This is a genomic window from Rhizobium sp. BK491, from assembly GCF_014194925.1.
Taxonomy (GTDB): domain Bacteria; phylum Pseudomonadota; class Alphaproteobacteria; order Rhizobiales; family Rhizobiaceae; genus Rhizobium.
On record NZ_JACIAR010000002.1, the window covers coordinates 1,261,323 to 1,288,207 of the forward strand.

Below are 26,885 nucleotides of genomic sequence, written 5' to 3' on the forward strand. Positions count from 1 at the left end.
GTGAAAGATGTCCGTTCGTCGACTAGCCGAAGATCAATTCCAGCCTGCCGCCTTCGCTTTCAATGCGGAGAATTCGGTCTGGGCTGAAAAGACGATCCAGAAATACCCGGAGGGCCGCCAGCAATCCGCGATCATCCCTCTGATGATGCGTGCGCAGGAGCAGGAAGGCTGGGTCACCAAGGCGGCCATCGAAACGATCGCCGACATGCTCGACATGGCCTATATCCGCGCGCTCGAAGTCGCGACCTTCTATACGCAGTTCCAGCTGCACCCGGTTGGCACGCGCGCCCACGTTCAGGTTTGCGGCACGACGCCGTGTATGCTGCGTGGCGCCGAGGGGCTGATCAAGGTCTGCAAGAGCCGGATCAACGATCACGCTTTCGAGCGCAATGCCGATGGCACGCTCTCCTGGGAAGAGGTCGAATGTCAGGGCGCCTGCGTCAACGCACCGATGGTGGTGATCGGCAAGGATACCTATGAGGATCTGACCCCGGCACGCCTGGAAGAAATCATCGATGCATTCGCCGCAGGCAAGGGTCATGAGATTCAGACCGGCCCACAGATCGATCGCGTTTTCTCCGCGCCGGAAGGCGGTTTAACGTCGCTCCTGTCGGATGAGGCTAAGGCAAAGAGCACGGCGAGCAAGGTGGCCAAGGCTACTGCTGATACCGTATCGATCCCGCCGTCCGAAGCTGCCCGTGCCAAGAGCACGGATGCGGAAACCAATAAGAGCCTAAAGACGCCGGCGACGGCGCCGAAGGAAGCAGCCAAGAACGCCAAGGCAGCGGAAGCGCAGCCGCTTTCTGGGACTGCGGCTGCCGAGCCTGTCGCCGGAAAGCCGTCGCTCGACGACAAGAATCGTCCCGCCGGTATCGAAAGACCCGCGCAGCCGGACAATCTGCAGCTCATTTCAGGTGTTGGCCCGAAGATCGAAGGGACCTTGCATGAGCTCGGCATCTTTACCTTCGCGCAGATTGCCAGCTGGCACGAAGCAGAGCGCCATTGGGTCGACGGCTATCTGAATTTCAAGGGCCGGATCGATCGTGACGACTGGGTCAGGCAGGCTGAGGCACTCGCTAAGGGTGGCGAAGCGGAATATATCAAGGTCTTCGGCAAGAAGCCGCGGTAAGAGGTGAAGCATGTTACAGGATCAGGATCGCATCTTTACCAATATCTACGGCCTCAAGGATAAATCCCTGAAGGGCGCGATGTCGCGCGGCCATTGGGACGGCACGAAGCAAATCCTCGAAAAGGGCCGTGACTGGATCATCAACGAGATGAAGGCATCCGGCCTTCGCGGTCGCGGCGGCGCAGGCTTCCCGACCGGACTCAAGTGGTCCTTCATGCCGAAGGAAAGTGACGGCCGTCCGCATTATCTCGTCGTCAATGCCGACGAGTCGGAACCCGGCACCTGCAAGGACCGCGACATCATGCGCCACGATCCGCATACGCTGATCGAAGGCTGCGTCATCGCTGGTTTCGCCATGGGCGCGAATACCGCTTACATCTATGTCCGCGGTGAGTACATGCGCGAGCGCGAAGCCCTGCAGGCAGCGATCGATGAATGCTACGATGCTGGATTGCTGGGCAAAAACAATAAGCTCGGCTGGGATTTTGATGTTTTCGTTCATCACGGCGCCGGCGCTTACATCTGCGGCGAGGAAACCGCGCTGCTCGAAAGCCTGGAAGGCAAGAAGGGCCAGCCGCGCCTGAAGCCGCCATTCCCGGCCAATATGGGTCTCTACGGCTGCCCGACGACGGTCAACAATGTCGAGTCGATCGCCGTTGCCCCGACGATCCTGCGCCGCGGCGCCGGCTGGTTCTCCTCCTTCGGCCGTCCGAACAATGTCGGCACGAAGCTGTTCATGCTCTCCGGTCACGTCAATCGGCCCTGCACGGTCGAGGAGACGATGGGCATCACCTTCCGGGAGCTGGTCGAAAAGCATGGCGGCGGCATTCGCGGCGGCTGGGATAACCTGCTCGCCGTCATTCCCGGCGGCGCATCGTGCCCGGTCGTTCCGGCTGCTGACATCATCGACTGCCCGATGGATTTCGACGGCCTGCGCGAGGTCAAGTCGTCCTTCGGCACGGCTGCGGCGATCGTCATGGACAAGTCGACCGACATCATCAAGGCGATTGCCCGCATCTCGGCCTTCTTCAAGCATGAGAGCTGCGGCCAGTGCACGCCGTGCCGCGAAGGCACGGGCTGGATGTGGCGCGTTCTCGAGCGCATGGCTCGCGGCAACGCGCAGAAGCGCGAGATCGACATGCTGTTCCAGGTGACGAAGCAGATCGAAGGTCATACCATCTGTGCGCTCGGTGACGCAGCCGCATGGCCGGTTCAGGGCCTGATCCGCAATTTCCGTCCCGAGATCGAAAAGCGCATCGACCAGTACACTGCCAATGCGACGAGCCACGGCGCTGTTCTGGAAGCAGCCGAGTAAGGATCGAAGATGGCGAAGACCAACGATATCAGGCAGGAGAGCGGAGCGGCCGGTAATGCATCGGCCGATCTTGGCCGCGCTGCTGCCGATATATTTGGGAACACGCCGATCATGCCGATCCATCCGCTGATGGCCCATCCTGCCGCAGCTATTGCTGCGGTCACGGCAATCGGTTTCGGCTTTACCTCGCAACTGGCCGGCGCGTTTTTGGGCGCTTTCCAGGGCGCTGTCGAAGCAACCACCCGGCTGGCCGATGCCCTTGAAGACGAAAAGCATCCGGCTGAGGTCGCTGAGAAGCCGGCGGGCGTGGACAGTGGGGCAGGGGATGCCAAACCTGTAAAGCCCGAGGCTGCAGTCAAGGAGGCTGCGGTCAAGGCTGTTGCACCGAAACCGGTTGCTGCGAAGCAGAGGCCGGCTGCCGTGAAGAAAGCCGAGCCGAAGCCCGCGGTTGACTCACCCAAGGCGGTTACGGCTCCTGCAAAGAAGACGGCGAAGGTTGAAGTCGCTGCGCCCGTCGCCGTAAAGCCGGCTCCTGCGCGCGGCCGCAAGGCAGCCGAGAAGGCTGACGACCTGAAGCGAATTTCCGGCGTCGGTCCGAAGCTGGAGCAGGTGCTGAACGGACGCGGCATCAAGCGCTTCGCCGATATCGCCGCCTGGAGCGACGCGGATGTCGAGCGGATCGATGGCGAGCTCGGTTTCGAAGGTCGTATCCGGCGCGATGACTGGGTTGGCCAGGCGAAGGCGCTGCTGCCGAAGGGCCGGAGTTAAGGTTTTCCTCGGCTGGATCGCGGCCGGGGAGGGTGAATGAAGGCGATGGAGACGATGTGGGTGCCCCACATGGCTCGATCGCAAAGCGGGTCTTGCGGGGACAAGGCTTGGCAAAGCTTATTGTGAGCAAGCTGGTGCTATCAGGCGTCTGAGCCGCCCCGATGGCAATCCGGTCTGCGATCATGAAATTGTCTGCGGCCAGGTTGGGCTGAAGACGTGACATAGGACTGAGTGGACGATGGCTAAACTGAAGATTGACGGTAAAGAGATCGAAGTTCCGGATCACTACACGCTTATCCAGGCGTGCGAGGAAGCCGGCGCCGAAGTCCCGCGCTTCTGCTTCCATGAACGACTGTCGGTGGCCGGCAATTGCCGCATGTGCCTCGTTGAGGTGAAGGGTGGCCCGCCGAAGCCGCAGGCATCCTGTGCCATGGGCGTTCGCGATATTCGTGGCGGGCCGAACGGCGAGCTTCCGGAAGTCTTCACCAACACGCCGATGGTCAAGAAGGCCCGCGAAGGCGTGATGGAATTCCTGCTGATCAACCACCCGCTGGATTGCCCGATCTGCGATCAGGGCGGCGAATGCGACCTGCAGGACCAGGCCATGGCCTTCGGCATCGACAGTTCGCGCTATCAGGAAGACAAGCGCGCCGTCGAGGACAAGTATATCGGCCCGCTCGTCAAGACCGTGATGAACCGCTGCATCCACTGCACGCGCTGCGTTCGCTTCACGACGGAAGTTGCCGGCGTTTCCGAGCTCGGCCTCATCGGCCGCGGCGAGGATGCCGAGATTACCACCTATCTCGAGCAGGCGATGACTTCCGAGTTGCAGGGCAACGTCGTCGATCTTTGCCCGGTCGGCGCGCTGACCTCCAAGCCCTTCGCCTTCACAGCTCGTCCGTGGGAACTGAACAAGACCGAATCGATCGACGTCATGGACGCTCTCGGCTCGGCAATCCGTGTCGATACGCGCGGCCGCGAAGTCATGCGCGTGCTGCCCCGCGTCAACGAGCAGATCAACGAAGAGTGGATTTCCGACAAGACCCGCTTTATCTGGGACGGCCTGAAGACCCAGCGCCTGGACAAGCCCTATGTCCGCAAGGACGGCCGTCTGCAACCGGCAAGCTGGAGCGACGCTTTCGCTGCCATCAAGTCGGCCGTTTCCGCCACCAGCGGCGACAAGATCGGCGCGATCGCCGGCGATCTCGCCTCGGTCGAGGAAATGTACGCCCTTGGCGAGCTGCTGAAGTCGCTCGGATCGGAAAATCTCGACTGTCGCCAAGACGGGACGGCGCTTGATCCGTCGCTCGGCCGCGCAAGCTACATCTTCAACCCGAGCATCCAAGGCATCGAAGCCGCTGATGCGCTGCTGATCGTCGGCGCCAATCCGCGCTTCGAGGCTGCAGTGATGAACTCGCGCATCCGCAAGCGCTGGCGTCGCGGCAAGTTCCCGATCGGCGTGATCGGCGAAGCTGCAGACCTTCGCTACTCCTATGACTATCTCGGCGCCGGTCCGGACACGCTGGCAGATCTCGTCAGCGGCTCGCACAGCTTCGCCGACGTGCTGAGGAATGCTCAGAAGCCGATGATCATCATCGGCCAGGGCGCCCTGATCCGCGAAGACGGTGCCGAGGTTCTGGCAAACGCCGCCAAGCTCGCTGCCGCCGTCGGCGTCGTCAAGGAAGACTGGAACGGTTTTGCCGTGCTGCACACGGCAGCTGCGCGTGTCGGCGGCCTTGATCTCGGCTTCGTGCCGGGTGCAAAGGGCGTCAATGCCGCTGCCATGCTGTCGTCGATGGACGTCCTCTTCCTGCTGGGCGCCGATGAGCTCGACTTCAGCCGCAAGGGCGCGAAGTTTACGGTTTATATTGGCTCGCACGGCGATAACGGCGCTCAGAACGCCGATGTCATCCTTCCGGCGGCTGCCTACACTGAAAAGTCGGGCACCTGGGTCAACACCGAAGGCCGCATCCAGATGGGGAACCGCGCCGGTTTCGCACCGGGCGATGCCCGCGAGGACTGGGCGATCATCCGTGCCCTTTCCGACGTGCTCGGCAAGAAGCTTCCCTTTGATTCGCTGAGAGAATTGCGCGCCAAACTCTATGCAGCCTTCCCGCATTTCGCCGGCATCGACGAGATTGCCGAAGCTGATAGCGCCCAAATTGCCGCACTTGCGAAAAAAGCCGGCGCAATGGGCAAATCGGCATTTGCTTCGCCGATCAAAGACTTCTATTTGACGAACCCGATAACGCGCGCATCGGCTGTCATGGCCGAGTGCTCGGCATTGGCCCGCAACAATTTCCGCGTTGCGGCAGAGTAAGGGCAGAGGACTATGGATTCATTCGTTTCGACCTATCTCTGGCCGGCGCTGATCATGATCGGCCAGTCTCTGCTGCTTCTGGTCTGCCTGCTGATTTTCATCGCCTACATTCTGCTTGCCGACCGTAAGATCTGGGCGGCCGTGCAGCTGCGCCGTGGCCCCAATGTCGTCGGTCCCTTCGGCCTGTTCCAGTCCTTCGCCGACTTGTTGAAGTTCATGTTCAAGGAGCCGATCATCCCGGCTGGCGCCAACAAGACCGTGTTCCTGCTGGCTCCACTGGTTTCGGTGGTATTGGCGCTGTCGACCTGGGCTGTCGTGCCTGTCGCGCAGAACTGGGTCGTCGCCGACATCAACGTCGGCATCCTCTACATTCTGGCGATTTCGTCGCTCGAAGTTTACGGCATCATCATGGGCGGCTGGGCTTCGAACTCGAAGTATCCGTTCCTCGGCGCGCTCCGTTCGGCCGCGCAGATGGTGTCCTATGAAGTCTCGATCGGCCTCGTCATTGTAACCGTGCTGCTCTGCGTCGGTTCGCTGAACCTGACGGATATCGTACTGTCGCAGCAGACCGGACTCGGCACCAAGCTCGGCCTGCCGGCCTCGTTCCTCGACTGGCACTGGCTGTCGCTGTTCCCGATGTTCATCGTGTTCTTCATTTCGGCGCTAGCTGAAACGAACCGTCCGCCCTTCGATCTTCCAGAAGCGGAATCGGAACTGGTTGCCGGCTTCATGGTCGAATACGGCTCTTCGCCCTACATGATGTTCATGCTCGGCGAATATGCCGCCGTCGTCCTGATGTGCTCGCTGACCACGATCCTCTTCCTCGGTGGCTGGCTGCCTCCGGTTGATATCTGGATCCTGAACTGGGTTCCGGGCATCATCTGGTTCCTGCTGAAGTCGTGCCTTGTGTTCTTCATGTTCGCGATGGTGAAGGCTTTCGTGCCGCGCTACCGCTATGACCAGCTCATGCGCCTTGGCTGGAAGGTTTTCCTGCCGCTGTCGCTCGCCATGGTCGTTATCGTTGCATTCGTGCTGAAGCTGACGGGATGGGCATGATGATGTCGATCCTCGCTTCAAGCAGATTTGGAGGTTGAAGATGGCCGGAATTTCCAACGCCGTCAGCTCGCTGTTCCTCAAGGAATTTGTCGGCGCATTCTTTTTGTCGATGCGTTACTTCTTCAAGCAGAAGGCAACGATCAACTACCCGTTCGAAAAGGGGCCGGTCAGCCCGCGCTTCCGCGGCGAACATGCGCTGCGCCGTTATCCGAACGGCGAAGAGCGTTGCATCGCCTGCAAGCTCTGCGAAGCCATCTGTCCTGCCCAGGCCATCACCATCGAAGCCGGGCCGCGCCGCAACGACGGCACCCGCCGCACGGTGCGCTACGACATCGACATGGTGAAGTGCATCTATTGCGGCTTCTGCCAGGAAGCATGCCCGGTCGACGCCATCGTCGAAGGGCCGAACTTTGAATTCGCCACCGAAACCCGCGAAGAGCTCTATTTCGACAAGGCGCGGCTTTTGGAAAATGGCGACCGCTGGGAACGCGAAATCGCGCGCAATATCGCGATCGATTCGCCGTACCGCTGAGCGGAGTTTTGAATATGTCGTGACAGGCGGCCGATTGTCGCCGTCGCGGTTGAATCTAGACCGGAGTTTTGTCGGACCTATCGTCCGGCCTGGCTCCATCGGGCAGGGAAACTCCCGGCTGCCCGGGGGAAGACGAAAAAGGCACCAACATGGGTCTGCAGGCTCTTTTTTTCTATATCTTCGCCTTTGTCGCTGTGGCGTCGGCGTTCATGGTCATCTCGGCGCGGAATCCGGTCCATTCGGTCCTGTTCCTCATCCTGGTTTTCTTCAACGCGGCCGGCCTCTTCCTGCTGATGGGGGCTGAATTCCTGGCGATGATCCTGCTGGTCGTTTATGTCGGCGCCGTGGCGGTTCTCTTTCTTTTCGTCGTCATGATGCTCGATATCGACTTTTCGGAGTTGAGGGCCGGCATCCTGGAATATGCGCCGATCGGTGCTTTGATCGGGGTCATCCTTGCGGCCGAGCTCATCGTCGTCATCGGGGGCAGCGTGATTTCGCCGACTATCGCCAAGACCGTCGCCATGCCGATCCCGGCGCTGACGCAGCGGACCAACACCGCCGCCCTCGGCGATGTGCTCTATACCAATTACGTTTACTTCTTCGAAATCGCCGGCCTTGTGCTGCTGGTCGCGATGATCGGCGCAATCGTGCTGACGCTGAAGCATCGCACGCATATCAAGCGCCAGAACATTTCCCAACAGGTCGCCCGCACGCCCGCGACCGCCGTCGAGGTGGTCAAGGTCAAGCCGGGGCAGGGCGTCTGAGGCGAGGCACGAGGATCAAAGGAACAAGAACATGGTCATCGGACTTTCCCATTACCTCACGGTCAGCGCCATCCTCTTCGTGCTCGGCGTCTTCGGTATCTTTCTGAACCGCAAGAACGTCATCATCATTCTGATGTCCGTCGAGCTCATATTGCTCGCCGTCAACATCAACATGGTCGCCTTCTCGTCGTTCCTCAACGACATCGTCGGCCAGGTTTTCGCTCTATTCATTTTGACCGTCGCTGCCGCTGAAGCTGCGATCGGTCTCGCAATTCTCGTCGTCTTCTACCGTAACCGCGGCTCGATCGCGGTCGAAGACGTCAACGTGATGAAGGGCTGATAAAGCTATGTTCTTATATAAGGCTATCGTCTTTCTTCCCCTGATTGGCGCGATCATAGCCGGCCTTTTCGGCCGTGCGATCGGCGCCAAGGCTTCGGAATATGTAACCACCGGCCTGATGATCATCGCGGCCGTCCTTTCGTGGATCGTCTTCTTCACGGTGGCGCTCGGCCACACCGACGGCCCGATCAAGGTTGAAGTCCTGCGCTGGATCCAGTCCGGTGGCATCGACGTTTCCTGGGCGCTGCGCGTCGATACGCTGACCTCCGTGATGCTGATCGTCGTGAACTCGGTCTCGACCCTGGTTCACGTCTACTCGATCGGGTACATGCATCACGATCCGCATCGCCCGCGCTTCTTCGCCTATCTCTCGCTCTTCACCTTCGCCATGCTGATGCTGGTGACGTCCGACAACCTCGCCCAGATGTTCTTCGGCTGGGAAGGCGTCGGTCTCGCCTCCTATTTGCTGATCGGCTTCTGGTTCAAGAAGCCGTCCGCCTCGGCCGCCGCGATGAAGGCCTTCATCGTCAACCGTGTCGGCGACTTCGGCTTCGTGCTCGGCATTGCCGGTGTCTTCGTCCTCTTCGGCTCGATCAATTTCGACGTCATCTTCGGCAACGCCCAGAGCTTTGCTTCCGGGCAGGGCGGTCAGCCGACCGATATCGTGCTCAATTTCCTCGGCATGCACCTCGACCGTGGCCACGCGCTGACGGCCGTCTGCCTGCTGCTGTTCATGGGCGCGATGGGTAAGTCGGCGCAGTTCCTGCTGCACACCTGGCTGCCGGACGCCATGGAAGGCCCGACGCCGGTTTCCGCACTCATCCATGCCGCCACCATGGTCACCGCCGGCGTGTTCCTCGTCGCCCGCATGTCGCCGATCTTCGAATTGTCGCAGGATGCACTGACCTTCGTCACCATCATCGGCGCGATCACGGCCTTCTTCGCCGCGACCGTCGGCCTCGTGCAGAACGACATCAAGCGCGTCATCGCGTATTCGACCTGTTCGCAGCTCGGCTACATGTTCGTCGCCCTCGGCGTCGGCGCTTACGGTGCTGCGATCTTCCATCTCTTCACCCACGCTTTCTTCAAGGCTCTGCTCTTCCTCTGCGCCGGCTCGGTCATCCACGCCGTCGACGGCGAGCAGGACATGCGTCACATGGGTGGCCTGCGCCCACATATCCAGAAGACCTTCTGGATGATGGTCATCGGCACGCTGGCAATCACCGGCGTCGGTATCCCGCTGACCCATATCGGTTTCGCCGGCTTCCTTTCCAAGGATGCGATCATCCTGGCGGCCTTCGCCTCGCACAACGCAGCTGCCGGCTTCGCCTTCACGCTGCTGGTCATCGCTGCGATGTTCACCAGCTTCTATTCTTGGCGCCTGATTTTCATGACCTTCTTCGGCAAGCCGCGCGCTTCGCACGAGGTCATGCACCACGTGCATGAATCGCCGAACGTCATGCTGATCCCGCTTTACCTGCTGGCGATCGGCGCCGTCGCCGCCGGTATGTATTTCAATGCTGACTTCGTCGGCCACGCCTACGAGGAATTCTGGAAGCATGCGCTGTTCACGCTCCCGGACAACAAGATCCTCGAAGAGATGGAACATGCGCCTGTCTGGGTTGAGCTCAGCCCGTTCATCGCCATGCTTCTCGGCCTCGTTACCGCCTGGTACTTCTACATCAGGTCGCCGGAAACGCCGCGCCGCCTCGCTCAGCAGCAGCGCGTCCTTTACGAGTTCCTGCTGAACAAGTGGTACTTCGACGAACTCTATGATTTCCTCTTCGTCCGCTCCGCCAAGGCGCTTGGCCGCTTTCTGTGGAAGAAGGGCGATATCGGGGTCATCGACACCATCGGCCCGAACGGCATTGCCGCCCGCGTCGTCGATGTCACCAACCGCGTCGTGCGCCTGCAGACCGGCTACCTCTATCACTATGCCTTCGCGATGCTGCTCGGTATCGCAGCCCTCGTTACCTGGATGATGCTCGGGAGTTCCCTCTGATGACCGATTGGCCCATTCTTTCAACGGTCACCTTCCTGCCGCTGGTGGGCGTTCTCCTTCTGCTGTTCACGCAGGAGAACGGCGCCAACGGCCGCCGGAACGTCCTGAACATTTCGCTGGCGACGACCATCGTCACCTTCATCGTGTCGCTGTTCGTCTGGATCTGGTTCGACAATGCCAATCCGGGCTTCCAGCTGGTGGAAAAGCATGAGTGGCTGACGGGCGGCATCAGCTATCACATGGGCGTCGACGGCATCTCCATGCTGTTCGTCATCCTGTCGACCTTCCTGATGCCGTTCTGCGTGCTGGCAAGCTGGCTCTCGGTCGAAAAGCGCCTGAAGGACTACATGATCGCCTTCCTCGTCCTCGAGACGATGATGGTCGGCGTGTTCGTATCGCTGGATATCGTGCTGTTCTACGTCTTCTTCGAAGCCGGCCTCATCCCGATGTTCCTGATCATCGGCGTCTGGGGCGGCAAGGATCGCGTTTACGCCAGCTACAAGTTCTTCCTCTACACGCTGCTCGGCTCAGTGCTGATGCTGCTCGCCATCATGGCGATGTACTGGCAGGCCGGCACGACCGACATCCCGACGCTGCTCGCCTACAAGTTCCCGCCGCAGCTGCAGACCTGGCTATGGCTCGCCTTCTTCGCCTCCTTCGCGGTGAAGATGCCGATGTGGCCGGTCCATACCTGGCTTCCAGACGCGCACGTTCAGGCGCCGACGGCAGGCTCGGTCATCCTGGCAGGCATCCTTCTGAAGCTCGGCGGCTACGGCCTCATCCGCTTCTCGCTCGGCATGTTCCCGAACGCTTCGGAATATTTCGCGCCGCTCGTTTTTGCCCTTTCGGTCATCGCCATCATCTACACCTCGCTGGTCGCGATGATGCAGGACGACATCAAGAAGCTGATCGCCTATTCGTCGGTCGCCCACATGGGCTACGTGACGATGGGTATCTTCGCGGCGAACCAGCAGGGCGTGCAGGGTGCTATCTTCCAGATGCTGTCGCACGGCATCGTCTCGGGCGCGCTCTTCCTCTGCGTCGGCGTGATTTATGACCGCACCCATACCCGCGAAATCGCGGCTTACGGCGGTCTGGTCAACAACATGCCGAAATATGCTGTCGCCATGATGGTCTTCACCATGGCGAACGTTGGCCTGCCCGGTACCTCCGGCTTCATCGGCGAATTCCTAACCCTGATCGGCGTTTTCCGCGCCAATACCTGGGTTGCGCTCTTTGCCGCGACCGGTGTGATCCTGTCGGCCGCCTACGCGCTCTGGCTCTACCGCCGTGTCATTTTCGGCGCGCTGGAAAAGGAAAACCTGAAGAAGCTTCTGGATCTGTCGCCGCGTGAACAGCTGATCCTCTATCCGCTGATCGCGCTGACGATCCTCTTCGGTGTCTATCCGGCTCCGATCTTCGATGCCACGGCGGCTTCGGTGGATCTGCTGGTGAACAATTATACCGCTGCCCTGCACGCTGCGCAGAATGTTGCGCTGTCGATGAATTGATGACGGGACCTATTCGACATGACTGCTGACACAATTCTTGCAAGCCTGCATCTTTCCATTCCGGAGCTCATCCTCGCGGTCGGTGCGCTTGTGCTGCTCATGATCGGCGTCTTCTCGGGCGAGCGGTCGGGACCCACTGTCACCGGTCTTGCGATCGCGGTCCTCGCGGTGGCAGGTCTCTGGATCATCTTCGTTCCGGGCGAAGGCCTGGCTTATGGCGGCGCCTATCTCGCCGACGGCTTCTCCCGCTTCATGAAGATCGTCGCGCTGGTCGGCTCGATCGTCGCCATGTTCCTCAGCATGGGGCATGCGCGCGAGCAGCAGCTCGACCGCTTCGAGTTCCCGGTTCTGCTCGTGCTCGCGACCCTGGGCATCCTGCTGATGATCTCGGCGCATGACCTGATCTCGCTCTATCTGTCGCTGGAACTGCAGTCGCTGGCCCTTTACGTCGTGGCCGCCATCAACCGCGACAGCCTGAAGTCGACCGAAGCCGGCCTGAAGTACTTCGTTCTCGGCGCGCTGTCCTCCGGTATGCTGCTCTATGGCATGTCGCTGGTCTATGGCTTCACCGGCCACACGAGCTTCGATGCGATCGCGACCGCACTCAGCGCCGAAACCCGTTCGCTCGGCCTCGTCTTCGGTCTGGTCTTCGTGCTTGCGGGCCTCGCCTTCAAGATCTCCGCCGTGCCGTTCCACATGTGGACGCCCGATGTCTATGAAGGTGCGCCGACCCCGGTCACAGCCTTCTTCGCGGCCGCGCCAAAGGTTGCTGCCATGGCGATCCTGACCCGCATCGTCGTCACCGCTTTCCATCCGGTGCTTGCCGACTGGCAACAGATCATCGTGTTCATCTCGATCGCCTCGATGCTGCTCGGCTCGTTCGCGGCGATCGGTCAGCGCAACTTCAAGCGACTGATGGCCTATTCGTCGATCGGTCACATGGGCTATGCGCTTGTCGGCCTCGCCGCCGGCACCAAGACCGGCGTCTCCGGCGTCATGCTCTACATGGTCATCTACATGGTCATGACGCTCGGCTCCTTCGCCATCATCATGGCGATGCGCCGCAAGGATGGCCGTCAGGTCGAAAACATCGACGATCTCGCCGGCCTTTCGACGACCAATCCTTTCATGGCGGTTGTCCTGACCGCGCTGATGTTCTCGCTGGCCGGCATTCCGCCGCTCGCAGGCTTCTTCGGAAAGTATTTCGTCTTCGTCGCCGCCATCCAGGCGCATCTCTATGCGCTCGCCATCATCGGCGTTCTGGCTTCGGTCGTCGGCGCTTACTACTATCTGCGCGTCATCAAGGTGATGTGGTTCGATGAAGCCAAGGATGAATTTGCACGCACGGCTGGTTCGCTGCGCCTCGTCTTCGGTCTCTCCGGTCTGTTCGTCATCGCCTATGTCTTCTTCGGCGGCGCAATCGGTGGTGCTGCCGATCTGGCCGCTGCGACGCTGTTTTGATGGCGTCTGACATGAATAGCCGGAAGTCGCTCGCCGACTTCCGGCATGATGCCCTTCAGGAAACCTCGTCCACAAACAGCGTCTGCCTCGAGCGGGCGCGCGCAGGCGACCCTGGAAACCTTTGGGTCACCGCTGAGCGCCAGACGGGGGGACGTGGTCGCCGCGGTCGTCCCTGGGTGTCGGAAGCCGGCAATCTCTACGCATCTCTTCTTCTGATCGATCCCGCTCCCATGGACCGCCTTGGCTCTCTGCCGCTTGCGGTGGCGCTCGCCGTGCATCAGGCGGTACGCGGGGTGCTGCCGCTCGCCGCCGAGCCGGTCGAGATCAAATGGCCGAACGATATTCTGATCGGCCGCAAGAAGACCTGCGGCATCTTGATCGAGGGCGAAGCGCTGCCGGACGGCCGGTATGCGCTCGTCATCGGCATCGGCATCAACATTGCCGTGATGCCTGACAATCCGATGTATCCGGTCACATGCCTGAGGCAGCAGGGTTCCATGGTGTCGCCGGAGGAGTTGTTCGCCCATCTTTATGCCGCGATGTCGGAGGCGCTCGACGTCTGGAGCCGCGGCAAGGGCGTTCGCGAGATCACCGCGCGCTGGCGTGAATTTGCGTGCGGCATCGGGGAAAAGATCACGGTAAACTTGCCGGATCGCTCGATTTTGGGCCATTTCTCGGGAATCGATGATAATGGCTTGTTGATGCTCGAAACCGAGGACGGCAGGATTATGCCGATCGCGGCGGGCGACGTTTTCTTTAGATAATGGTTGGGGATCAGATGGCGAAGCAAGACGAACTGGTGTTTCTGCCACTCGGCGGCGTCGGCGAAATCGGCATGAATCTCGCGCTCTACGGCTACGGTCCGGCTGAGCAGCGCCAGTGGATCATGGTCGATTGCGGCGTCACCTTCCCGGGGCCGGATCTGCCGGGTGTCGATCTCGTCTTGCCGGATATCCGTTTCCTCGCCAAGGAACGCAAGAACCTCAAGGGCATCATCATCACCCACGCGCACGAGGATCACTACGGCGCGCTTAATGATCTTTGGCCCGGGCTGAACGTTCCGATCTACGCCTCGGCTTTTACCGCCGGCCTTCTCGAAGCAAAGCGCGATTACGAGAAATCGATGGGCGAAATCCCGGTGACGCTGTTCAAGGCCGGCGACCGCATCAATGTCGGCTCGTTCGAGATCGAAGGCGTGGCCGTCAACCACTCGATCCCCGAGCCGATGTCGTTGATGATCCGCACGCCGCTCGGCAATGTCGTCCATACCGGTGACTGGAAGATCGATCACGAGCCGTCGCTTGGGCCGCTGACCGACGAGACCCGCTTCCGCCAGCTCGGCGAAGAGGGTGTGCTGGCGCTGATGTGCGATTCCACCAACGCGTTGCGCGACGGCGTTTCGCCTTCGGAAAAGGACGTCTCGGAAAGCCTGCGCAAGATCATCGAGGATGCTGAGGGCAGGGTGGCGATCACGACGTTCTCGTCGAATGTCGGCCGCATCCGAACCATTGCCGAAGCTGCCGAAGCTGCCGGCCGCGAAATACTGCTGCTTGGCAGCTCGCTGAAACGTGTCGTCGATGTCGCCCGCGACATTGGCCTGATGGAAGGCATCAAGCCTTTCATCGCTGAAGACGAATATGGCTATATCCCGCGCGACAAGGTCGTGGTGATCCTGACCGGCAGCCAAGGTGAGCCGCGCGCAGCGCTTGCCAAGCTCTCCCGGGACGAGATGCGCAACGTCGCATTGGCGGCTGGCGATATCGTCGTCTTTTCCTCGCGCCCCATTCCCGGCAATGAGAAGGCCATTCAGGACATCAAGAACGGTCTGATCGAACAGGGCGTTCATGTGGTGACGGATGCTGAGGCGCTCGTGCACGTCTCCGGCCATCCTCGGCGCAACGAATTGCAGAAGATGTATGAATGGACGCGCCCGAAGGTCGTCATCCCCGTGCATGGCGAGGCGACGCACCTGACCGCCCATAAGGAATTGGCCGAACAGAGTGGCATTGCCACCGTGCCGCGCGTGCGCAACGGCGATGTCGTGCGCCTTGCGCCCGGTCCGGTCGAGGTGATCGGCGAGGCCCCGCATGGGCGCATCTTCAAGGACGGTATTCTGATTGGCGATTTCGACGAGATGGGCATCGGCGAGCGCAAGAAGCTTTCCTATGTCGGCCATGTCGCCGTCAATGTCGTGCTCGATGCCCGTTACGACATCGTCGGTGACCCTGATCTCGTGCCGATCGGCCTGCCGGCCTATGATGATGAAGGTGAGGAGATGGAGGACACGCTCTTCGACGCCATCGTCAGCGCCATCGAAAGCATTCCGCGCGCTCGCCGCAAGGATCTGAATATGCTGCAGGAGGCGGTACGCCGCGCGGTGCGCGCCGCCGCCAATCAGGGCTGGGGCAAGAAGCCGATGGTGACCGTGTTCGTGACGCGAACCGGCGGCTGAGTTCAACGGCCGATCGGGGAGGAGAGTACCGTGCTGGGACGGATCAATCATATCGCGATAGCCGTGCCGGATATTGCGGCGGCTTCTAAGGCCTATCGTGAAACGCTCGGTGCTACAGTATCTCAGCCGCAGACACTGCCAGAACACGGCGTTACCGTCGTTTTCGTAGAGCTGCCGAATACCAAGGTCGAACTGCTCGAGCCGTTGGGCGAAGCCTCGCCCATCGCTGCCTTCCTGGCCAAGAACCCGGATGGCGGCATGCACCACATTTGTTATGAGGTCGCCGATATCTTCGCCGCTCGCGATAAACTTGTCGCGTCGGGAGCACGCGTGCTCGGCAATGGCGAGCCGAAGATCGGCGCGCATGGCAAGCCCGTGCTCTTCCTGCATCCGAAGGATTTCTTCGGCACGCTTATCGAGCTTGAGCAGGTGTGATGCCGGAGCGGGATGATTTTTGCCGGAGCTGGCCCAGAATCTGAATCCGCTTTAAAGTGCGCTGATCTGCGCTTTGAAAGACAACTGTTTTGCCCCTATAAGCAGTTTGGAAGAGGAGGAGACGAGCGGGCTCGTCTCGAAGGGAGCATAATGGCACAGCAGATCATCGCCAGTTTCGCCGTTTATTTCGTCATCTGGTGGATTACGCTTTTTGCCGTTCTACCGTTCGGTCTGCGCACCCAGGCCGAAGACGAGCATGTGATTCTAGGTACGGTCGAAAGTGCACCAACGAAATTCCGCGCTTGGCGAGTGGTTCTCATCACGACGCTGGTGTCGGCTCTCCTGTACGCCACTTGGTATGTTGCATCGCATTATTTCGGGCTGAGCATAGATTCCATTCCAAGGTTCGTGCCGAACTACAATTGATGTAAAGGGCGCAGTAGAACACGGATCAATCATTTGAGCCGTCTCTTTGCTTGCGCCTCGCAATCGCCATCAATTCGTCACACGTCTGTCATGTGCATGGCGCATCAAATCCCGGACGACATTTGAGTTGTTCTGCCGAAAGGCCGAAGACACTTTCTCGCAATTGGACTGATCTGTAGTAGATCGAGCTGAGAAAGCAAAAAAAAACAAGGCCATAAGCCTTGTTTTAAAGTATCGCGTGATCCTTATCCGTTACCGGGGCAGCGAGCGAGCGCGCCTAAGATCTGATCCTCCCAAGACTTGACCGCGAAACGACAAGAATTTAGCCTTCCTGCCTCTTTTGTGAGCTGAAATTAGCTCAAACATTGAGCTTTGTCATCCTTTTTTTTGCTTTTTTGCTACAGTCGCGCAGAATTTTTCTGTTAGCGGATTTTTGCCGTAAATCCTTATAAATGTGTGCTTTTTCGAACCAGCCGAAATAGGCGCTTTCCCTTGCATTTCTGGGCTTTTACCAAAATCTTCTGTTGAAGAATGCGGGTTTCCTTCCTTCGCCGAAGCAGTTATGAACTGCCTCCAGTACATAATTTGCCAACGATTCCGCCGCGAGCGGAACGTCAAACCATCTGGAACAAGCGTCATGCGTCTGTCTCGTTACTTCATGCCCATCCTGAAGGAAAATCCCAAGGAGGCTGAAATCGTTTCCCATCGGCTTATGCTGCGCACCGGCATGATCCGGCAGCAGTCGCAGGGCATCTATTCCTGGCTACCGCTGGGCAAGCGCGTACTGGACAAGGTCAATAAGATCATCCGCGAGGAACAGAACCGTTCCGGCGCCATCGAGCTGTTGATGCCGACACTGCAGTCGGCCGAGCTTTGGCAGGAAAGCGGCCGTTATGACGCCTATGGCAAGGAGATGCTGCGCATCAAGGACCGGCAGGATCGGCCCATGCTTTATGGTCCGACCAACGAGGAGATGGTCACCGACATCTTTCGGTCTTACATCAAGTCCTACAAGGACTTGCCATTGAATCTCTATCACATCCAGCTGAAGTTCCGTGACGAAATCCGTCCGCGTTTCGGCACGATGCGCTCGCGCGAATTCATGATGAAGGATGCCTATTCCTTCGATCTGACGCAGGAAGGCGCCGTGCAATCTTATAACAAGATGTTCGCCGCTTATCTGCGCACTTTCAATCGGCTCGGCCTGAGAGCAATCCCGATGCGCGCGGATACCGGTCCTATCGGCGGCAATCTCAGTCACGAATTCATCATTCTTGCCGATACCGGCGAGTCCGAAGTTTTCTGCCATAAGGATTTCGTCAATTTCGACATTCCGGGCGAAGACACGGATTTCGATGATGCCGCCGGCCTGAAGGGGATTTTCGACAAGTGGACCTCGGTCTATGCCGCAACCTCGGAAATGCATGACGAAGCCGCCTTCAACGCTATTCCCGAAGGGGATCGCCTGTCTGCGCGTGGCATCGAGGTCGGCCATATCTTCTATTTTGGCACCAAGTATTCCGAGCCGATGGGTGCGAAGGTGCAGGGTCCCGACGGCAAGGAACATGCTGTCCACATGGGATCTTACGGTATCGGCCCGACACGCCTTGTTCCCGCCATCATCGAAGCATCGCATGATGAGAACGGAATCATCTGGCCGGCTTCGGTCGCGCCGTTCGATGTCGTGGTGATCAACATGAAGGCCGGGGACCAGGCCTGTGACGAAGCTTGCGAAACGGTCTATGCCGCGCTGTCGAAGGCCGGCAAGGACGTGCTGTACGACGATCGCGACGAGCGCGCCGGAACGAAGTTCGCCACGGCCGATCTGATCGGTGTGCCCGTGCAGATCATCGTCGGCCCGCGTTCGATCGCGAGCGGCGAAGTGGAAGTGAAGGACCGTAAGACCGGCGCTCGCGAGACGATGACGGTCGAGGCAGCGATCAATCGGCTGGCAGGCTGATTGACGATACAAAGGATGAAAGGCGAATGGCGGTGAGCGCGGCAGTGGAACAGCAGGAAAATTCGTTCAAGGCCGGCCCATCGTCTCGCCCGTTCTCCGGTTTCGAGCGGCTCGTCGCCTGGCGCTATCTGCGCTCCCGGCGCAAGGAGGCCTCGATTTCGGTAATTGCCGGCTTCTCGTTGGTCGGCATCATGCTCGGTGTCGCTGCCCTGATTATCGTCATGGCCGTGATGAACGGTTTCCGCGCCGAGCTCTTCAAGCAGATTCTCGGCTTCAACGGTCATGTCGTCGTGCAGCCGATTGATTCGCCGTTGAACGATTATGCTGATCTGGCAAAGAAGTTTTCTGCCGTTCCCGGCGTCACCATGGCCCTGCCGCTCGTCGAGGGCGAAACACTTGCTTCCGGCCGCGGCGGCTCCGGCACTGGCGCGCTGGTCCGCGGCATCCGTTCGGAAGATCTGACCAAGCTCAAATCGGTCTCCGATCACATCGTTTCCGGTGACATTGTCGGCTTTGCTTCCGGACAGGGCGTTCTTGTCGGCAGCCGGTTAGCCCGGCAACTGGGATTGACGGTCGGCGATCAGATCACCCTTACGGCACCGGATGGCGACGTCACGCCCTTCGGCGTCAACCCGCGCGTCAAGGCATACACGATCTCCGGTATCTTCGAAGTCGGCATGTCGGAATATGATTCTTCCGTCGTCTTCATGCCGCTGGAGGAGGCACAGGTCTTTTTCAATGCCGAGGGCATTGTCGAGAAGATCGAGCTCTTCGTCACCAATCCGGATGACGTCGATCAATTGCGGCCGAAGATCGAAGAGGCGGCGGGGCGACAGATTTTCCTGACGGACTGGCGGCAGGTCAACGCCACTTTCTTCTCGGCACTCCAGGTCGAGCGCAACACGATGTTCATGATCCTGACGCTGATCGTTCTCGTCGCCGCGCTGAATATCATTTCCGGCCTGATCATGCTGGTGAAGGACAAGGGCAGCGACATCGCCATCCTGCGCACTATGGGGGCGACGTCGGGCGCGATCATGCGCATCTTCTTCATGACGGGGGCGGCGATCGGCGTCGTTGGAACGTTCGCCGGCGTCATACTCGGTGTCCTGGTCTGTCTCAATATCGAGTCCATCCGCCAGTTCTTCTCCTGGATTTCCGGCACCGTGATTTTCAATCCGGAGGTCTATTTCCTCAGCAAATTGCCGGCCCAGATGAATCTCAGTGAGACCATCTCCGTCATCGTGATGGCACTCACCCTGTCCTTCCTTGCCACCATCTTTCCCGCCTGGCGGGCCTCGCGGCTCGATCCGGTGCAGGCGCTGCGCTACGAATAAGGATATTTCATTTGATGAAACGCAACGTCGTTCTCCAGCTCTCTGGCGTGGAGCGTCACTACGGGCAGGGCGAGACGCGGCTGTCGATCTTGAAGGGGGCGGATTTCACGCTGCACAGCGGCGAGATTGTTGCACTCGTCGCGCCGTCAGGCACGGGTAAATCGACACTTCTGCATGTGGCCGGGCTGCTTGAGCATCCGGATGGCGGCGAAGTGCTCGTCAACGGTCAGGCCTGTGAGGACTTGTCTGACGATAGACGTACGGCCGTGCGCCGCAGCGAGATCGGCTTCGTCTATCAGTTCCATCACCTGCTTCCGGAATTCTCGGCGCTTGAGAATATCATGATGCCGCAGCTCATTTCCGGCCTTTCACGGAGGGATGCCAGCGAACGCGCCGCTCAGCTTCTCGACTACATGCGTATCGGCCATCGCGGTGATCATCGCCCCGCCGAATTGTCCGGTGGCGAGCAGCAACGCGTCGCAATCGCCCGGGCCGTCGCCAATGCCCCGCTGGTGCTGCTGGCGGATGAGCCCACCGGCAATCTCGATCCGGCGACCGCGCATTACGTCTTCGATGCACTGGAGGCGCTGGTGCGCCAATCCGGTCTTGCGGCCCTGATCGCCACGCACAATCACGAACTCGCTGCCCGCATGGATCGCCGTGTTACCTTGAGTGAAGGCAAGGTTGTGGAGGTCTGATCCCTTTACGGGATGATCAGGCCGCCGCGATAATCCAGTTCGTAAGCCCTACGTTCGCTGACGACGATAGCTTCGTAGCCGCTGAAATGGTGGCAGTCGCCGATGTTTTCATCGATGTAAAGCCCATAGGCATGCTCGAACTCGAAGCCGCCGAGAAAGCGCCTTTCGTCAAGATAGAGCCGCAGCAGGGCCGCCTTGATCACCATGCCGGCGCGCGTTCCGTCGATCAGGTCGTGTTCGACGATATGGCCAAAATAGTTCATGGCCCATACCGGCTCGCCGTCATGCCATACGAGCTCTTGTCCGGCGAAATCCGTGCCGCCGAAGTAGCTGTCGAGATAGCGCCAGCGGCCGCTCGCATAGCCAATGTCATGCGAGCCGCTGCGGCAGGATGGCAGCCTCTCGCCGTCACCGACATAGGTTTCGGCTTTGGCGACGACAATAAAATTGTTCAGCTCGGCAAGATCCGGCATGACCCTCTCCAATTTTGGTGAGCGGCCAAGATGCCATTCAATGCGAGATTTGTAAAGAACAAAAAGAGAACATTTGCTAGCGATGGCTGCTTTCGCAGGCCTTCTGGCCGATATCATCCTGCCAGTCCTGTATGCTGATGGTCTTGGCATCGGCCTTCAGTATCTTGTCGTCCTTGGTCACCTTACCGGTCAGGACGTTGTAATCGCAGCGATAGCTGTTACCGGGTTGGAGGTTGTCACGAAAATCGTAACTATAGCCGGCAACCAAAAATGCGCTGTTGCGATAGGCAAGCGTCAAAGTCTGATGCCATCGGTCGCGCCCGATCGCATCGTTCTGCGAGGTGATCGCGATTGAACCGCTCGGCAGTGCGGCGATCGATGGTTCCTGGCCGTAGATGCCACCAGGCTCAGCGCGGCCCCATACCTTATCAGGGGCGGCGGCGGCAAGCTTCAGTAGCTCGTGCTCCTTGTCGCGGAGATAGATGTAGATCCCGATCTCATAATCTGCCTCGTCATTCGGCGGCATTGTCACCAGTAATGCAAGGTCCGGCTTGCCGTCCTTGTTCCAATCGCCGATCGCCGCGTCGATGATGCGGTCGGAAGCAATGGTGTCTTCGGCGCGAGCCGCGATTGCGGTCAAAAGAAGAATGAGAGCGCAGCCAAGTGACTTCATCGTGACCCCCGGTTTGCCTCTGCATAGCGCCGGGCCGCGCGGGCGTCCATCGCGGGCTAAAAAGTTCTCTGATGAAATTTACCGATGCTTCTATTGACTCTCGAACAAAAATGGAACAAAAAGAAAACATAACGAGTAAGGAGCGCCTAAATGACCGACATTATTCGAGACGTTGCAGCATTCACTTCCATCGTCATGTTCGTCGCCAGCTTTTCCCTCATCATGATGGCGATGTAAGTTTTATCCCCGTTTGCACATGCTGTTCCCATATTTGATGGGAGCAACTTCTGGACTTTATGGTCCGCAATGCCGAAAATGTCGCTGATTCATTCAGGCGTGCGGAAGGGTATGAAATGGCGGATGCAGGTGGCAGCGGCGTGGCAGCGCCGGTCGGCGAAATGCCGGAGTTTGTGCACCTCAGGGTTCATTCCGCCTATTCTCTGCTAGAGGGCGCATTGCCGCTCAAGAAGATATTGGCCAAGGCTGCCGGGGACAGTCAGCCGGCCATTGCGATTACCGATACGAACAATCTGTTCGTCGCCTTGGAATTCTCGCAGAAGGCGATGGATGAGGGGCTGCAGCCGATCATTGGCTGTCAGGTATCGATCGATATGGAGGATGGCGGTGAGAGCGAGAAGCGCGGGCCGCAGCAAGCTTTGGCGAAGATGCCATCCATCGTGCTGCTTGCCGCGACCGAGCGGGGATATGAGCGCCTCGTCGATCTCGTCAGTCGGGCCTATCTCGGCGGCGAGGGCAACAGCGCCGTTCACATCGCAGCCTCATGGCTGGATGAGATCGGTACGGGAGGGTTGATCGCGCTCACCGGTTCGCTCACCGGCCCGGTCGATATGGCTTTGAAAGAAGGGCATGCCGCACAGGCTCTCTCCCGGTTGTTGAGACTGAAGCAGCTGTTCGATGACAGGCTCTATGTCGAATTGCAGCGCCACGGCACCTATGATCGTCGTCACGAGCAGAAGATGATCAAGCTGGCTTACGAGCACGAGATCCCGCTCGTTGCCACCAACGAAGCCTTTTTCCCGACGCGGGACGATTACGATGCGCATGACGCCTTGATGGCGGTGGCCCACAATGCCATCGTCTCGGACGATACGCGATTTCGCCTGACGCCGGATCACTATCTGAAGAGCCGCGCAGACATGGCAAAGCTTTTCGCCAACTTGCCGGAAGCGCTTGAGAACACGGTCGAAATCGCTCGCCGCTGCTCCTTCGTGTTGAAGACCCGCTCGCCGATCCTGCCGCGCTTTACCGGGGCGACTGACGACCCTGAAGAGGCCGGGCGCGCCGAGGCGGCCGAGCTGCGCGCTCAGGCGGTAGAGGGCCTCGAGCAGCGCATAACCTCGCTTGGTATGGCACCGGGTTACGAGGAGAAGGACTATCGCGATCGGCTGGAATTCGAACTGAGCGTCATCGAGCGCATGAAGTTTCCCGGCTACTTTCTGATCGTTGCCGATTTCATCAAATGGGCCAAGCGCCACGATATCCCTGTCGGCCCCGGTCGCGGTTCCGGTGCGGGTTCGCTGGTCGCCTACGCCCTTACCATCACCGACGTCGATCCGCTGCGCTTCTCGCTGCTGTTCGAGCGCTTCCTCAACCCGGAACGCGTCTCCATGCCGGACTTCGATATCGACTTCTGCCAGGACCGGCGTGAAGAGGTGATTCGCTACGTGCAGGCCAAATACGGCCGCGAGCAGGTGGCGCAGATCATCACCTTCGGTTCGCTGCAGGCACGCGCCGCCTTGCGCGATGTTGGCCGCGTGCTGGAAATGCCCTATGGCCAGGTCGATAAGATCTGCAAGCTGGTGCCGAACAATCCTGCCAATCCGACCCCGCTGAGCAAAGCGATCGAGGAGGAGCCGCGCTTGCAGGAGGAGGCGGACAAGGAGCCGGTTGTCGCCCGTCTTCTCGATATCGCCCAGAAGATCGAAGGCCTCTATCGCCACGCATCGACACATGCCGCCGGTATCGTCATCGGCGACCGCCCGCTATCGAAGCTCGTGCCGATGTATCGCGACCCGCGCTCCGACATGCCCGTCACCCAGTTCAACATGAAATGGGTGGAGCAAGCCGGCCTGGTGAAGTTCGACTTCCTCGGTCTGAAGACGCTGACCGTCCTGAAAACGGCGGTCGATTTCGTCGCGAAACGCGGTATCTCGATCGATCTTGCCAGCATCCCGCTCGACGACAAGAAGACCTACGATATGCTCTCGCGCGGTGAGACGGTCGGCGTGTTCCAGGTGGAAAGTGCGGGCATGCGCAAGGCGCTGATCGGCATGCGGCCGGACTGCATCGAGGATATTATCGCGCTCGTGGCGCTTTATCGTCCAGGTCCGATGGAGAACATCCCGGTCTATAATGCCCGCAAGCACGGCGAGGAAGAGATCGAATCGATCCACCCGAAGATCGACTATCTCTTGAAGGAAACTCAGGGCGTTATCGTCTATCAGGAGCAGGTGATGCAGGTCGCCCAGGTGCTCTCGGGCTATTCGCTCGGCGAAGCCGATCTTCTGCGCCGCGCCATGGGTAAGAAGATCAAGGCGGAGATGGACCAGCAGCGCGAGCGCTTCGTCGACGGTGCCATCAAGAACGGCGTGTCGAAGGGGCAGGCCGATGTCATCTTCGATCTGCTCGCCAAATTCGCGAATTACGGCTTCAACAAGTCGCACGCCGCCGCCTACGCCATCGTCTCCTACCAGACCGCCTATATGAAGGCGCATTATCCGGTGGAGTTTCTGGCCGCGTCGATGACGCTCGATATGTCCAATACCGAGAAGGTCAACGACTTCCGTCAGGACGCCAAGCGGCTGGGCATCGAGGTCATCGCGCCTTCCGTGCAGACCTCATTCCGCCATTTTGAAACGGGCGAAAACCGCATCTATTATGCACTGGCCGCCATCAAGGGCGTCGGTGAATCCGCCGTCGACCATATCGTCGAGGTGCGCGGCGATCAGCCCTTTGCCAGCATCGAGGATTTCTGCCTGCGCATCGATCCCAAGCAGATCAACCGCCGCGTTCTGGAAAGCCTGATCTGCGCCGGTGCTTTCGATTGCTTCGAAATCGACCGTGCGCAGCTGATTGCCGGCTTGGACCGCGTCATGGGCTATGCCCAGGTGGCGCAGGAAAACAAGCGCAGCGGCCAGCATGACATGTTCGGAAGTGCTGCCTCCGGTCCGGAAAAGATCGTGTTTCCGCCCTATACGCCATGGCTCGCCTCGGAGCGTCTCCTGCGCGAATTCCAGGTGCTCGGTTTCTATCTGACGGCACATCCGCTCGATACTTATAAGAGCGTGCTCGACAAGATGCGGGTGCAGCCCTTCGCCGATTTTTCCGCGGCGGTGAAGCAAGGCGCCAGCAACGGCCGCTTGGCCGGCACTGTCATCTCAAAGCAGGAGCGCAAGACGCGCACCGGCAATAAGATGGGCATCTTCGTCTTTTCGGATGCTTCCGGCCAGTTCGAAGCCGTGCTTTTCTCTGAAACGCTCAACCAGTATCGCGACGTTCTCGAAGTCGGCAAATCCTTCGTGATCACGGCTCAGGCGGACGAGCGCCCCGAGGGTATCAGCCTGCGCCTGCAGACAGCACAGTCGCTGGAAGAGAAGTCGTTGCAGATGCAGAAGGCGCTGCGCGTCTATGTCCGCGATTCCGGCCCGCTGAAAGCCGTTGCCGCGCATCTGAACACGAAAGGCGACGGCCTCGTTTCCTTCATTGTCATCAAGGAAGAGGGGTTGCGAGAGGTCGAGGTGGCGCTACCGGAGAAATATCGCATTACGCCTGAAATCGCCGCCGCATTGCGCACGGCGCCGGGCGTGATCGACGTGGAGCTGGTCTGAAGCAATTCCGGGAAAAGTGTATAGCGGTTTTCCGTCCGGAATTGCGTAAAAACAAAAAGGCTCTAGCCCTTTTTACCCAGCGCGCCGTTGTTGGTAAGGGTGATGAAATCGGTCTCGTTGCCGGTTTCCGGTCCGACGCCGGTATCGGAAATCGTCAGCGACGATCCCGCGGTCAGCAGATCCTCGATGCGGTGACGGATATCGTCAGGGATGGTGATGCGATTGAGCGCCTGTCCGGCTGCGTCGAACGATTGCGATTGTTCCTCGCTGGTGATGCCGTAGCGCTTCTTCGTCTGCTTGCTCAGATCTTCCTCGAGCGTCATGCCGAACCAGTCGGCCTTGCCGCTGATCCGGTCGATCGCATTGGCGGTGAAGAAATGTACGCCGAGCGCCTCCTGCGGCTCTGCAATGATGGCCGGTCCTTCGAACAGTGGTTTGAAGTTCTGCCGGACCATGATCGCGCCGTTCGGCGGTTCGCCCCTGCCGGCCGCGGCATAGATTGCCTTCATCAGCGCGGGGCTGACGAGGCCGCCCGTCGTCTTGATGTCATGCGCCTTCTTGAAGTCCTCGATCGCCTGCACTGTCGCAGGCCCCAGCATGCCGTCGGGCGTTCCCGTGATGAAGCCCATCCCGTTCAGGATGCCCTGAAGGTCGCGCACGTTTTCGCGCAAGCCCCGCCGGGTGATGAGGATGCTGAGCGGAGCGGGATCGGCCGGTGGCGCCAGAGTCTCCCGCGCCTTCGGTATCTGGATCGACGTCACGTCGTTCGTCGCCACCTGCAGCTGTTGTGCCTGCGGCAGGAAGCTTGCAGTCATCGGACGGAGTTCGATGCCGGAAAACAGCGCCGGCGGTGGAGCTGGCAGCGGCTGGAACAGCATCGCGTTTTCAAATGGCTGCGGCACTAGCGGCTGATCGGCGATGACGACATGCACGCCGCGCTCGGTCATTTGATAAAGCGTCTTCGCAAAGGCCTTCGGCATCCGCACGCAGCCATGCGATGCCGGATAACTCGGGACGGAATTGGATTCGTGCAGCGCGATCCCCGACCAGGTCAGCCTCTGCATGAAAGGCATGGGCGAGGCCGAATAGAGATTGGATTCGTGATACACCTTCTTCTCCAGAATGGAGAAGATGCCGCTGGGGGTCGTGTGGCCGCGCTTGCCGGTGGAAACCTTCGAAGTCGCGATTACCTTATCGCCGTCATAGACCGCGAGCGACTGCTTGTCCTTCGACACCACGATCTGCAGGGTGCGGGTATCCGGCGCAGCAAAGACGGGATGGGAAAGGGCGGTGGCTGACACCAGCGCGAGCCCCAGCAACAAAAATGGCTTCATAGACACAACCAAAACGCAATACTCGTTGTACCTGAGGTTAGACTTGGAAGT

Annotated in this window: 23 protein-coding genes; 19 read left to right on the forward strand and 4 right to left on the reverse strand. The window is 59.7% G+C overall.

Translation table 11 applies throughout. The annotated features are described in order from the left end of the window. The first annotated feature begins 7 nt into the window (after positions 1-7). From FHX05_RS14060 to FHX05_RS14130, 15 genes are all read left to right on the forward strand, one after another. Positions 8-1,129 (forward strand): NADH-quinone oxidoreductase subunit E, encoded by a 1,122-nt coding sequence (locus FHX05_RS14060; RefSeq protein ID WP_112337526.1) that lies wholly within the window; start codon positions 8-10, stop codon positions 1,127-1,129. Positions 1,130-1,139: 10 nt separating this feature from the next. After that, positions 1,140-2,444: an NADH-quinone oxidoreductase subunit NuoF gene (nuoF, locus tag FHX05_RS14065; protein ID WP_095434513.1), complete on the forward strand. Its 1,305-nt coding sequence runs from the start codon at positions 1,140-1,142 to the stop codon at positions 2,442-2,444. A gap of 9 nt (positions 2,445-2,453) precedes the next feature. Further along, the gene (locus tag FHX05_RS14070; RefSeq protein ID WP_183872322.1) at positions 2,454-3,212 is read left to right on the forward strand and encodes a 5' DNA nuclease; all 759 of its coding nucleotides are present in this window, start codon (positions 2,454-2,456) and stop codon (positions 3,210-3,212) included. A gap of 238 nt (positions 3,213-3,450) precedes the next feature. Beyond that, entirely contained in the window at positions 3,451-5,532 is a 2,082-nt protein-coding gene (gene nuoG / locus FHX05_RS14075; protein ID WP_183872324.1) for an NADH-quinone oxidoreductase subunit NuoG, read from the forward strand. A 12-nt stretch (positions 5,533-5,544) separates the two neighbouring features. Further along, positions 5,545-6,588: an NADH-quinone oxidoreductase subunit NuoH gene (nuoH, locus tag FHX05_RS14080; protein WP_034507519.1), complete on the forward strand. Its 1,044-nt coding sequence runs from the start codon at positions 5,545-5,547 to the stop codon at positions 6,586-6,588. Between the two features lie 40 nt (positions 6,589-6,628). After that, positions 6,629-7,120 (forward strand): NADH-quinone oxidoreductase subunit NuoI, encoded by a 492-nt coding sequence (nuoI, locus tag FHX05_RS14085; RefSeq protein WP_092710917.1) that lies wholly within the window; start codon positions 6,629-6,631, stop codon positions 7,118-7,120. A 149-nt stretch (positions 7,121-7,269) separates the two neighbouring features. Next, positions 7,270-7,884 carry an NADH-quinone oxidoreductase subunit J gene (locus FHX05_RS14090; protein ID WP_015339514.1) on the forward strand — a complete coding sequence of 205 codons (615 nt, stop codon included), beginning with the start codon at positions 7,270-7,272 and terminating at the stop codon, positions 7,882-7,884. Positions 7,885-7,915: 31 nt separating this feature from the next. Then, positions 7,916-8,224 (forward strand): NADH-quinone oxidoreductase subunit NuoK, encoded by a 309-nt coding sequence (nuoK, locus tag FHX05_RS14095; protein WP_007689961.1) that lies wholly within the window; start codon positions 7,916-7,918, stop codon positions 8,222-8,224. Between the two features lie 7 nt (positions 8,225-8,231). After that, the gene (gene nuoL, locus FHX05_RS14100) at positions 8,232-10,226 is read left to right on the forward strand and encodes an NADH-quinone oxidoreductase subunit L (RefSeq protein ID WP_015339515.1); all 1,995 of its coding nucleotides are present in this window, start codon (positions 8,232-8,234) and stop codon (positions 10,224-10,226) included. Further along, a complete protein-coding gene (locus FHX05_RS14105; RefSeq protein WP_112410596.1) occupies positions 10,226-11,737 on the forward strand; it encodes an NADH-quinone oxidoreductase subunit M in 1,512 nt (503 codons plus the stop codon). The genes nuoL and FHX05_RS14105 overlap by 1 nt, the downstream gene beginning before the upstream one ends. A gap of 18 nt (positions 11,738-11,755) precedes the next feature. Beyond that, the gene (gene nuoN, locus FHX05_RS14110; protein WP_112607149.1) at positions 11,756-13,198 is read left to right on the forward strand and encodes an NADH-quinone oxidoreductase subunit NuoN; all 1,443 of its coding nucleotides are present in this window, start codon (positions 11,756-11,758) and stop codon (positions 13,196-13,198) included. Beyond that, the gene (locus FHX05_RS14115) at positions 13,198-13,962 is read left to right on the forward strand and encodes a biotin--[acetyl-CoA-carboxylase] ligase (RefSeq protein WP_112410594.1); all 765 of its coding nucleotides are present in this window, start codon (positions 13,198-13,200) and stop codon (positions 13,960-13,962) included. The genes nuoN and FHX05_RS14115 overlap by 1 nt, the downstream gene beginning before the upstream one ends. Before the next feature lie 14 nt (positions 13,963-13,976). Continuing rightward, positions 13,977-15,650 carry a ribonuclease J gene (locus FHX05_RS14120; protein WP_183872326.1) on the forward strand — a complete coding sequence of 558 codons (1,674 nt, stop codon included), beginning with the start codon at positions 13,977-13,979 and terminating at the stop codon, positions 15,648-15,650. A gap of 30 nt (positions 15,651-15,680) precedes the next feature. Next, entirely contained in the window at positions 15,681-16,085 is a 405-nt protein-coding gene (gene mce, locus FHX05_RS14125) for a methylmalonyl-CoA epimerase (protein WP_183710345.1), read from the forward strand. A gap of 150 nt (positions 16,086-16,235) precedes the next feature. Further along, on the forward strand, positions 16,236-16,511 hold the full coding sequence (locus FHX05_RS14130) for a DUF1467 family protein (RefSeq protein ID WP_112337517.1): 276 nt from the start codon (positions 16,236-16,238) through the stop codon (positions 16,509-16,511). Positions 16,512-16,886: 375 nt separating this feature from the next. Here the strand turns inward: FHX05_RS14130 and FHX05_RS14135 are convergent, their stop codons facing one another. Next, entirely contained in the window at positions 16,887-17,150 is a 264-nt protein-coding gene (locus tag FHX05_RS14135) for a hypothetical protein (protein ID WP_146746692.1), read from the reverse strand. On the opposite strand from FHX05_RS14135, the gene proS reads away from it, so the two are divergent. The 3 genes from proS to FHX05_RS14150 are packed head-to-tail and all read left to right on the forward strand — an operon-like array spanning position 17,149 to position 20,506. Next, entirely contained in the window at positions 17,149-18,471 is a 1,323-nt protein-coding gene (proS, locus tag FHX05_RS14140) for a proline--tRNA ligase (protein ID WP_183872328.1), read from the forward strand. The genes FHX05_RS14135 and proS overlap by 2 nt on opposite strands. A 26-nt stretch (positions 18,472-18,497) precedes the next feature. Then, positions 18,498-19,808 (forward strand): lipoprotein-releasing ABC transporter permease subunit, encoded by a 1,311-nt coding sequence (locus tag FHX05_RS14145; RefSeq protein WP_183710339.1) that lies wholly within the window; start codon positions 18,498-18,500, stop codon positions 19,806-19,808. 14 nt (positions 19,809-19,822) lie between these two features. Continuing rightward, positions 19,823-20,506, forward strand: coding sequence for an ABC transporter ATP-binding protein (locus FHX05_RS14150; RefSeq protein WP_183872330.1), 684 nt, complete (start codon positions 19,823-19,825; stop codon positions 20,504-20,506). Positions 20,507-20,511: 5 nt separating this feature from the next. On the opposite strand, the gene FHX05_RS14155 is transcribed toward FHX05_RS14150, so the two are convergent. Together FHX05_RS14155 and FHX05_RS14160 are read right to left on the reverse strand one after the other, a co-directional pair. Further along, positions 20,512-20,979: a DUF5680 domain-containing protein gene (locus tag FHX05_RS14155; protein ID WP_183872332.1), complete on the reverse strand. Its 468-nt coding sequence runs from the start codon at positions 20,977-20,979 to the stop codon at positions 20,512-20,514. Between the two features lie 76 nt (positions 20,980-21,055). Continuing rightward, positions 21,056-21,652 (reverse strand): hypothetical protein, encoded by a 597-nt coding sequence (locus FHX05_RS14160; protein WP_183872334.1) that lies wholly within the window; start codon positions 21,650-21,652, stop codon positions 21,056-21,058. A gap of 353 nt (positions 21,653-22,005) precedes the next feature. Here FHX05_RS14160 and dnaE point away from each other — a divergent pair, with 353 nt between their 5' ends. Continuing rightward, the gene (gene dnaE / locus FHX05_RS14165) at positions 22,006-25,500 is read left to right on the forward strand and encodes a DNA polymerase III subunit alpha (protein WP_183710328.1); all 3,495 of its coding nucleotides are present in this window, start codon (positions 22,006-22,008) and stop codon (positions 25,498-25,500) included. Positions 25,501-25,562: 62 nt separating this feature from the next. On the opposite strand, the gene FHX05_RS14170 is transcribed toward dnaE, so the two are convergent. Beyond that, the gene (locus tag FHX05_RS14170; protein ID WP_183872336.1) at positions 25,563-26,834 is read right to left on the reverse strand and encodes a L,D-transpeptidase family protein; all 1,272 of its coding nucleotides are present in this window, start codon (positions 26,832-26,834) and stop codon (positions 25,563-25,565) included. Positions 26,835-26,885: the final 51 nt, after the last annotated feature.

What these genes read in the sequence shown, in the direction of transcription:
- FHX05_RS14060 (WP_112337526.1), top strand. Translation starts at nt 8, where the DNA reads ATGTCCGTTCGTCGACTAGCCGAAGATCAATTCCAGCCTGCCGCCTTC.
- nuoF (WP_095434513.1), top strand. Translation starts at nt 1,140, where the DNA reads ATGTTACAGGATCAGGATCGCATCTTTACCAATATCTACGGCCTCAAG.
- FHX05_RS14070 (WP_183872322.1), top strand. Translation starts at nt 2,454, where the DNA reads ATGGCGAAGACCAACGATATCAGGCAGGAGAGCGGAGCGGCCGGTAAT.
- nuoG (WP_183872324.1), top strand. Translation starts at nt 3,451, where the DNA reads ATGGCTAAACTGAAGATTGACGGTAAAGAGATCGAAGTTCCGGATCAC.
- nuoH (WP_034507519.1), top strand. Translation starts at nt 5,545, where the DNA reads ATGGATTCATTCGTTTCGACCTATCTCTGGCCGGCGCTGATCATGATC.
- nuoI (WP_092710917.1), top strand. Translation starts at nt 6,629, where the DNA reads ATGGCCGGAATTTCCAACGCCGTCAGCTCGCTGTTCCTCAAGGAATTT.
- FHX05_RS14090 (WP_015339514.1), top strand. Translation starts at nt 7,270, where the DNA reads ATGGGTCTGCAGGCTCTTTTTTTCTATATCTTCGCCTTTGTCGCTGTG.
- nuoK (WP_007689961.1), top strand. Translation starts at nt 7,916, where the DNA reads ATGGTCATCGGACTTTCCCATTACCTCACGGTCAGCGCCATCCTCTTC.
- nuoL (WP_015339515.1), top strand. Translation starts at nt 8,232, where the DNA reads ATGTTCTTATATAAGGCTATCGTCTTTCTTCCCCTGATTGGCGCGATC.
- FHX05_RS14105 (WP_112410596.1), top strand. Translation starts at nt 10,226, where the DNA reads ATGACCGATTGGCCCATTCTTTCAACGGTCACCTTCCTGCCGCTGGTG.
- nuoN (WP_112607149.1), top strand. Translation starts at nt 11,756, where the DNA reads ATGACTGCTGACACAATTCTTGCAAGCCTGCATCTTTCCATTCCGGAG.
- FHX05_RS14115 (WP_112410594.1), top strand. Translation starts at nt 13,198, where the DNA reads ATGGCGTCTGACATGAATAGCCGGAAGTCGCTCGCCGACTTCCGGCAT.
- FHX05_RS14120 (WP_183872326.1), top strand. Translation starts at nt 13,977, where the DNA reads ATGGCGAAGCAAGACGAACTGGTGTTTCTGCCACTCGGCGGCGTCGGC.
- FHX05_RS14130 (WP_112337517.1), top strand. Translation starts at nt 16,236, where the DNA reads ATGGCACAGCAGATCATCGCCAGTTTCGCCGTTTATTTCGTCATCTGG.
- proS (WP_183872328.1), top strand. Translation starts at nt 17,149, where the DNA reads ATGCGTCTGTCTCGTTACTTCATGCCCATCCTGAAGGAAAATCCCAAG.
- FHX05_RS14135 (WP_146746692.1), bottom strand. Translation starts at nt 17,150, where the DNA reads ATGACGCTTGTTCCAGATGGTTTGACGTTCCGCTCGCGGCGGAATCGT.
- FHX05_RS14145 (WP_183710339.1), top strand. Translation starts at nt 18,498, where the DNA reads ATGGCGGTGAGCGCGGCAGTGGAACAGCAGGAAAATTCGTTCAAGGCC.
- FHX05_RS14150 (WP_183872330.1), top strand. Translation starts at nt 19,823, where the DNA reads ATGAAACGCAACGTCGTTCTCCAGCTCTCTGGCGTGGAGCGTCACTAC.
- FHX05_RS14155 (WP_183872332.1), bottom strand. Translation starts at nt 20,979, where the DNA reads ATGCCGGATCTTGCCGAGCTGAACAATTTTATTGTCGTCGCCAAAGCC.
- FHX05_RS14160 (WP_183872334.1), bottom strand. Translation starts at nt 21,652, where the DNA reads ATGAAGTCACTTGGCTGCGCTCTCATTCTTCTTTTGACCGCAATCGCG.
- dnaE (WP_183710328.1), top strand. Translation starts at nt 22,006, where the DNA reads ATGGCGGATGCAGGTGGCAGCGGCGTGGCAGCGCCGGTCGGCGAAATG.
- FHX05_RS14170 (WP_183872336.1), bottom strand. Translation starts at nt 26,834, where the DNA reads ATGAAGCCATTTTTGTTGCTGGGGCTCGCGCTGGTGTCAGCCACCGCC.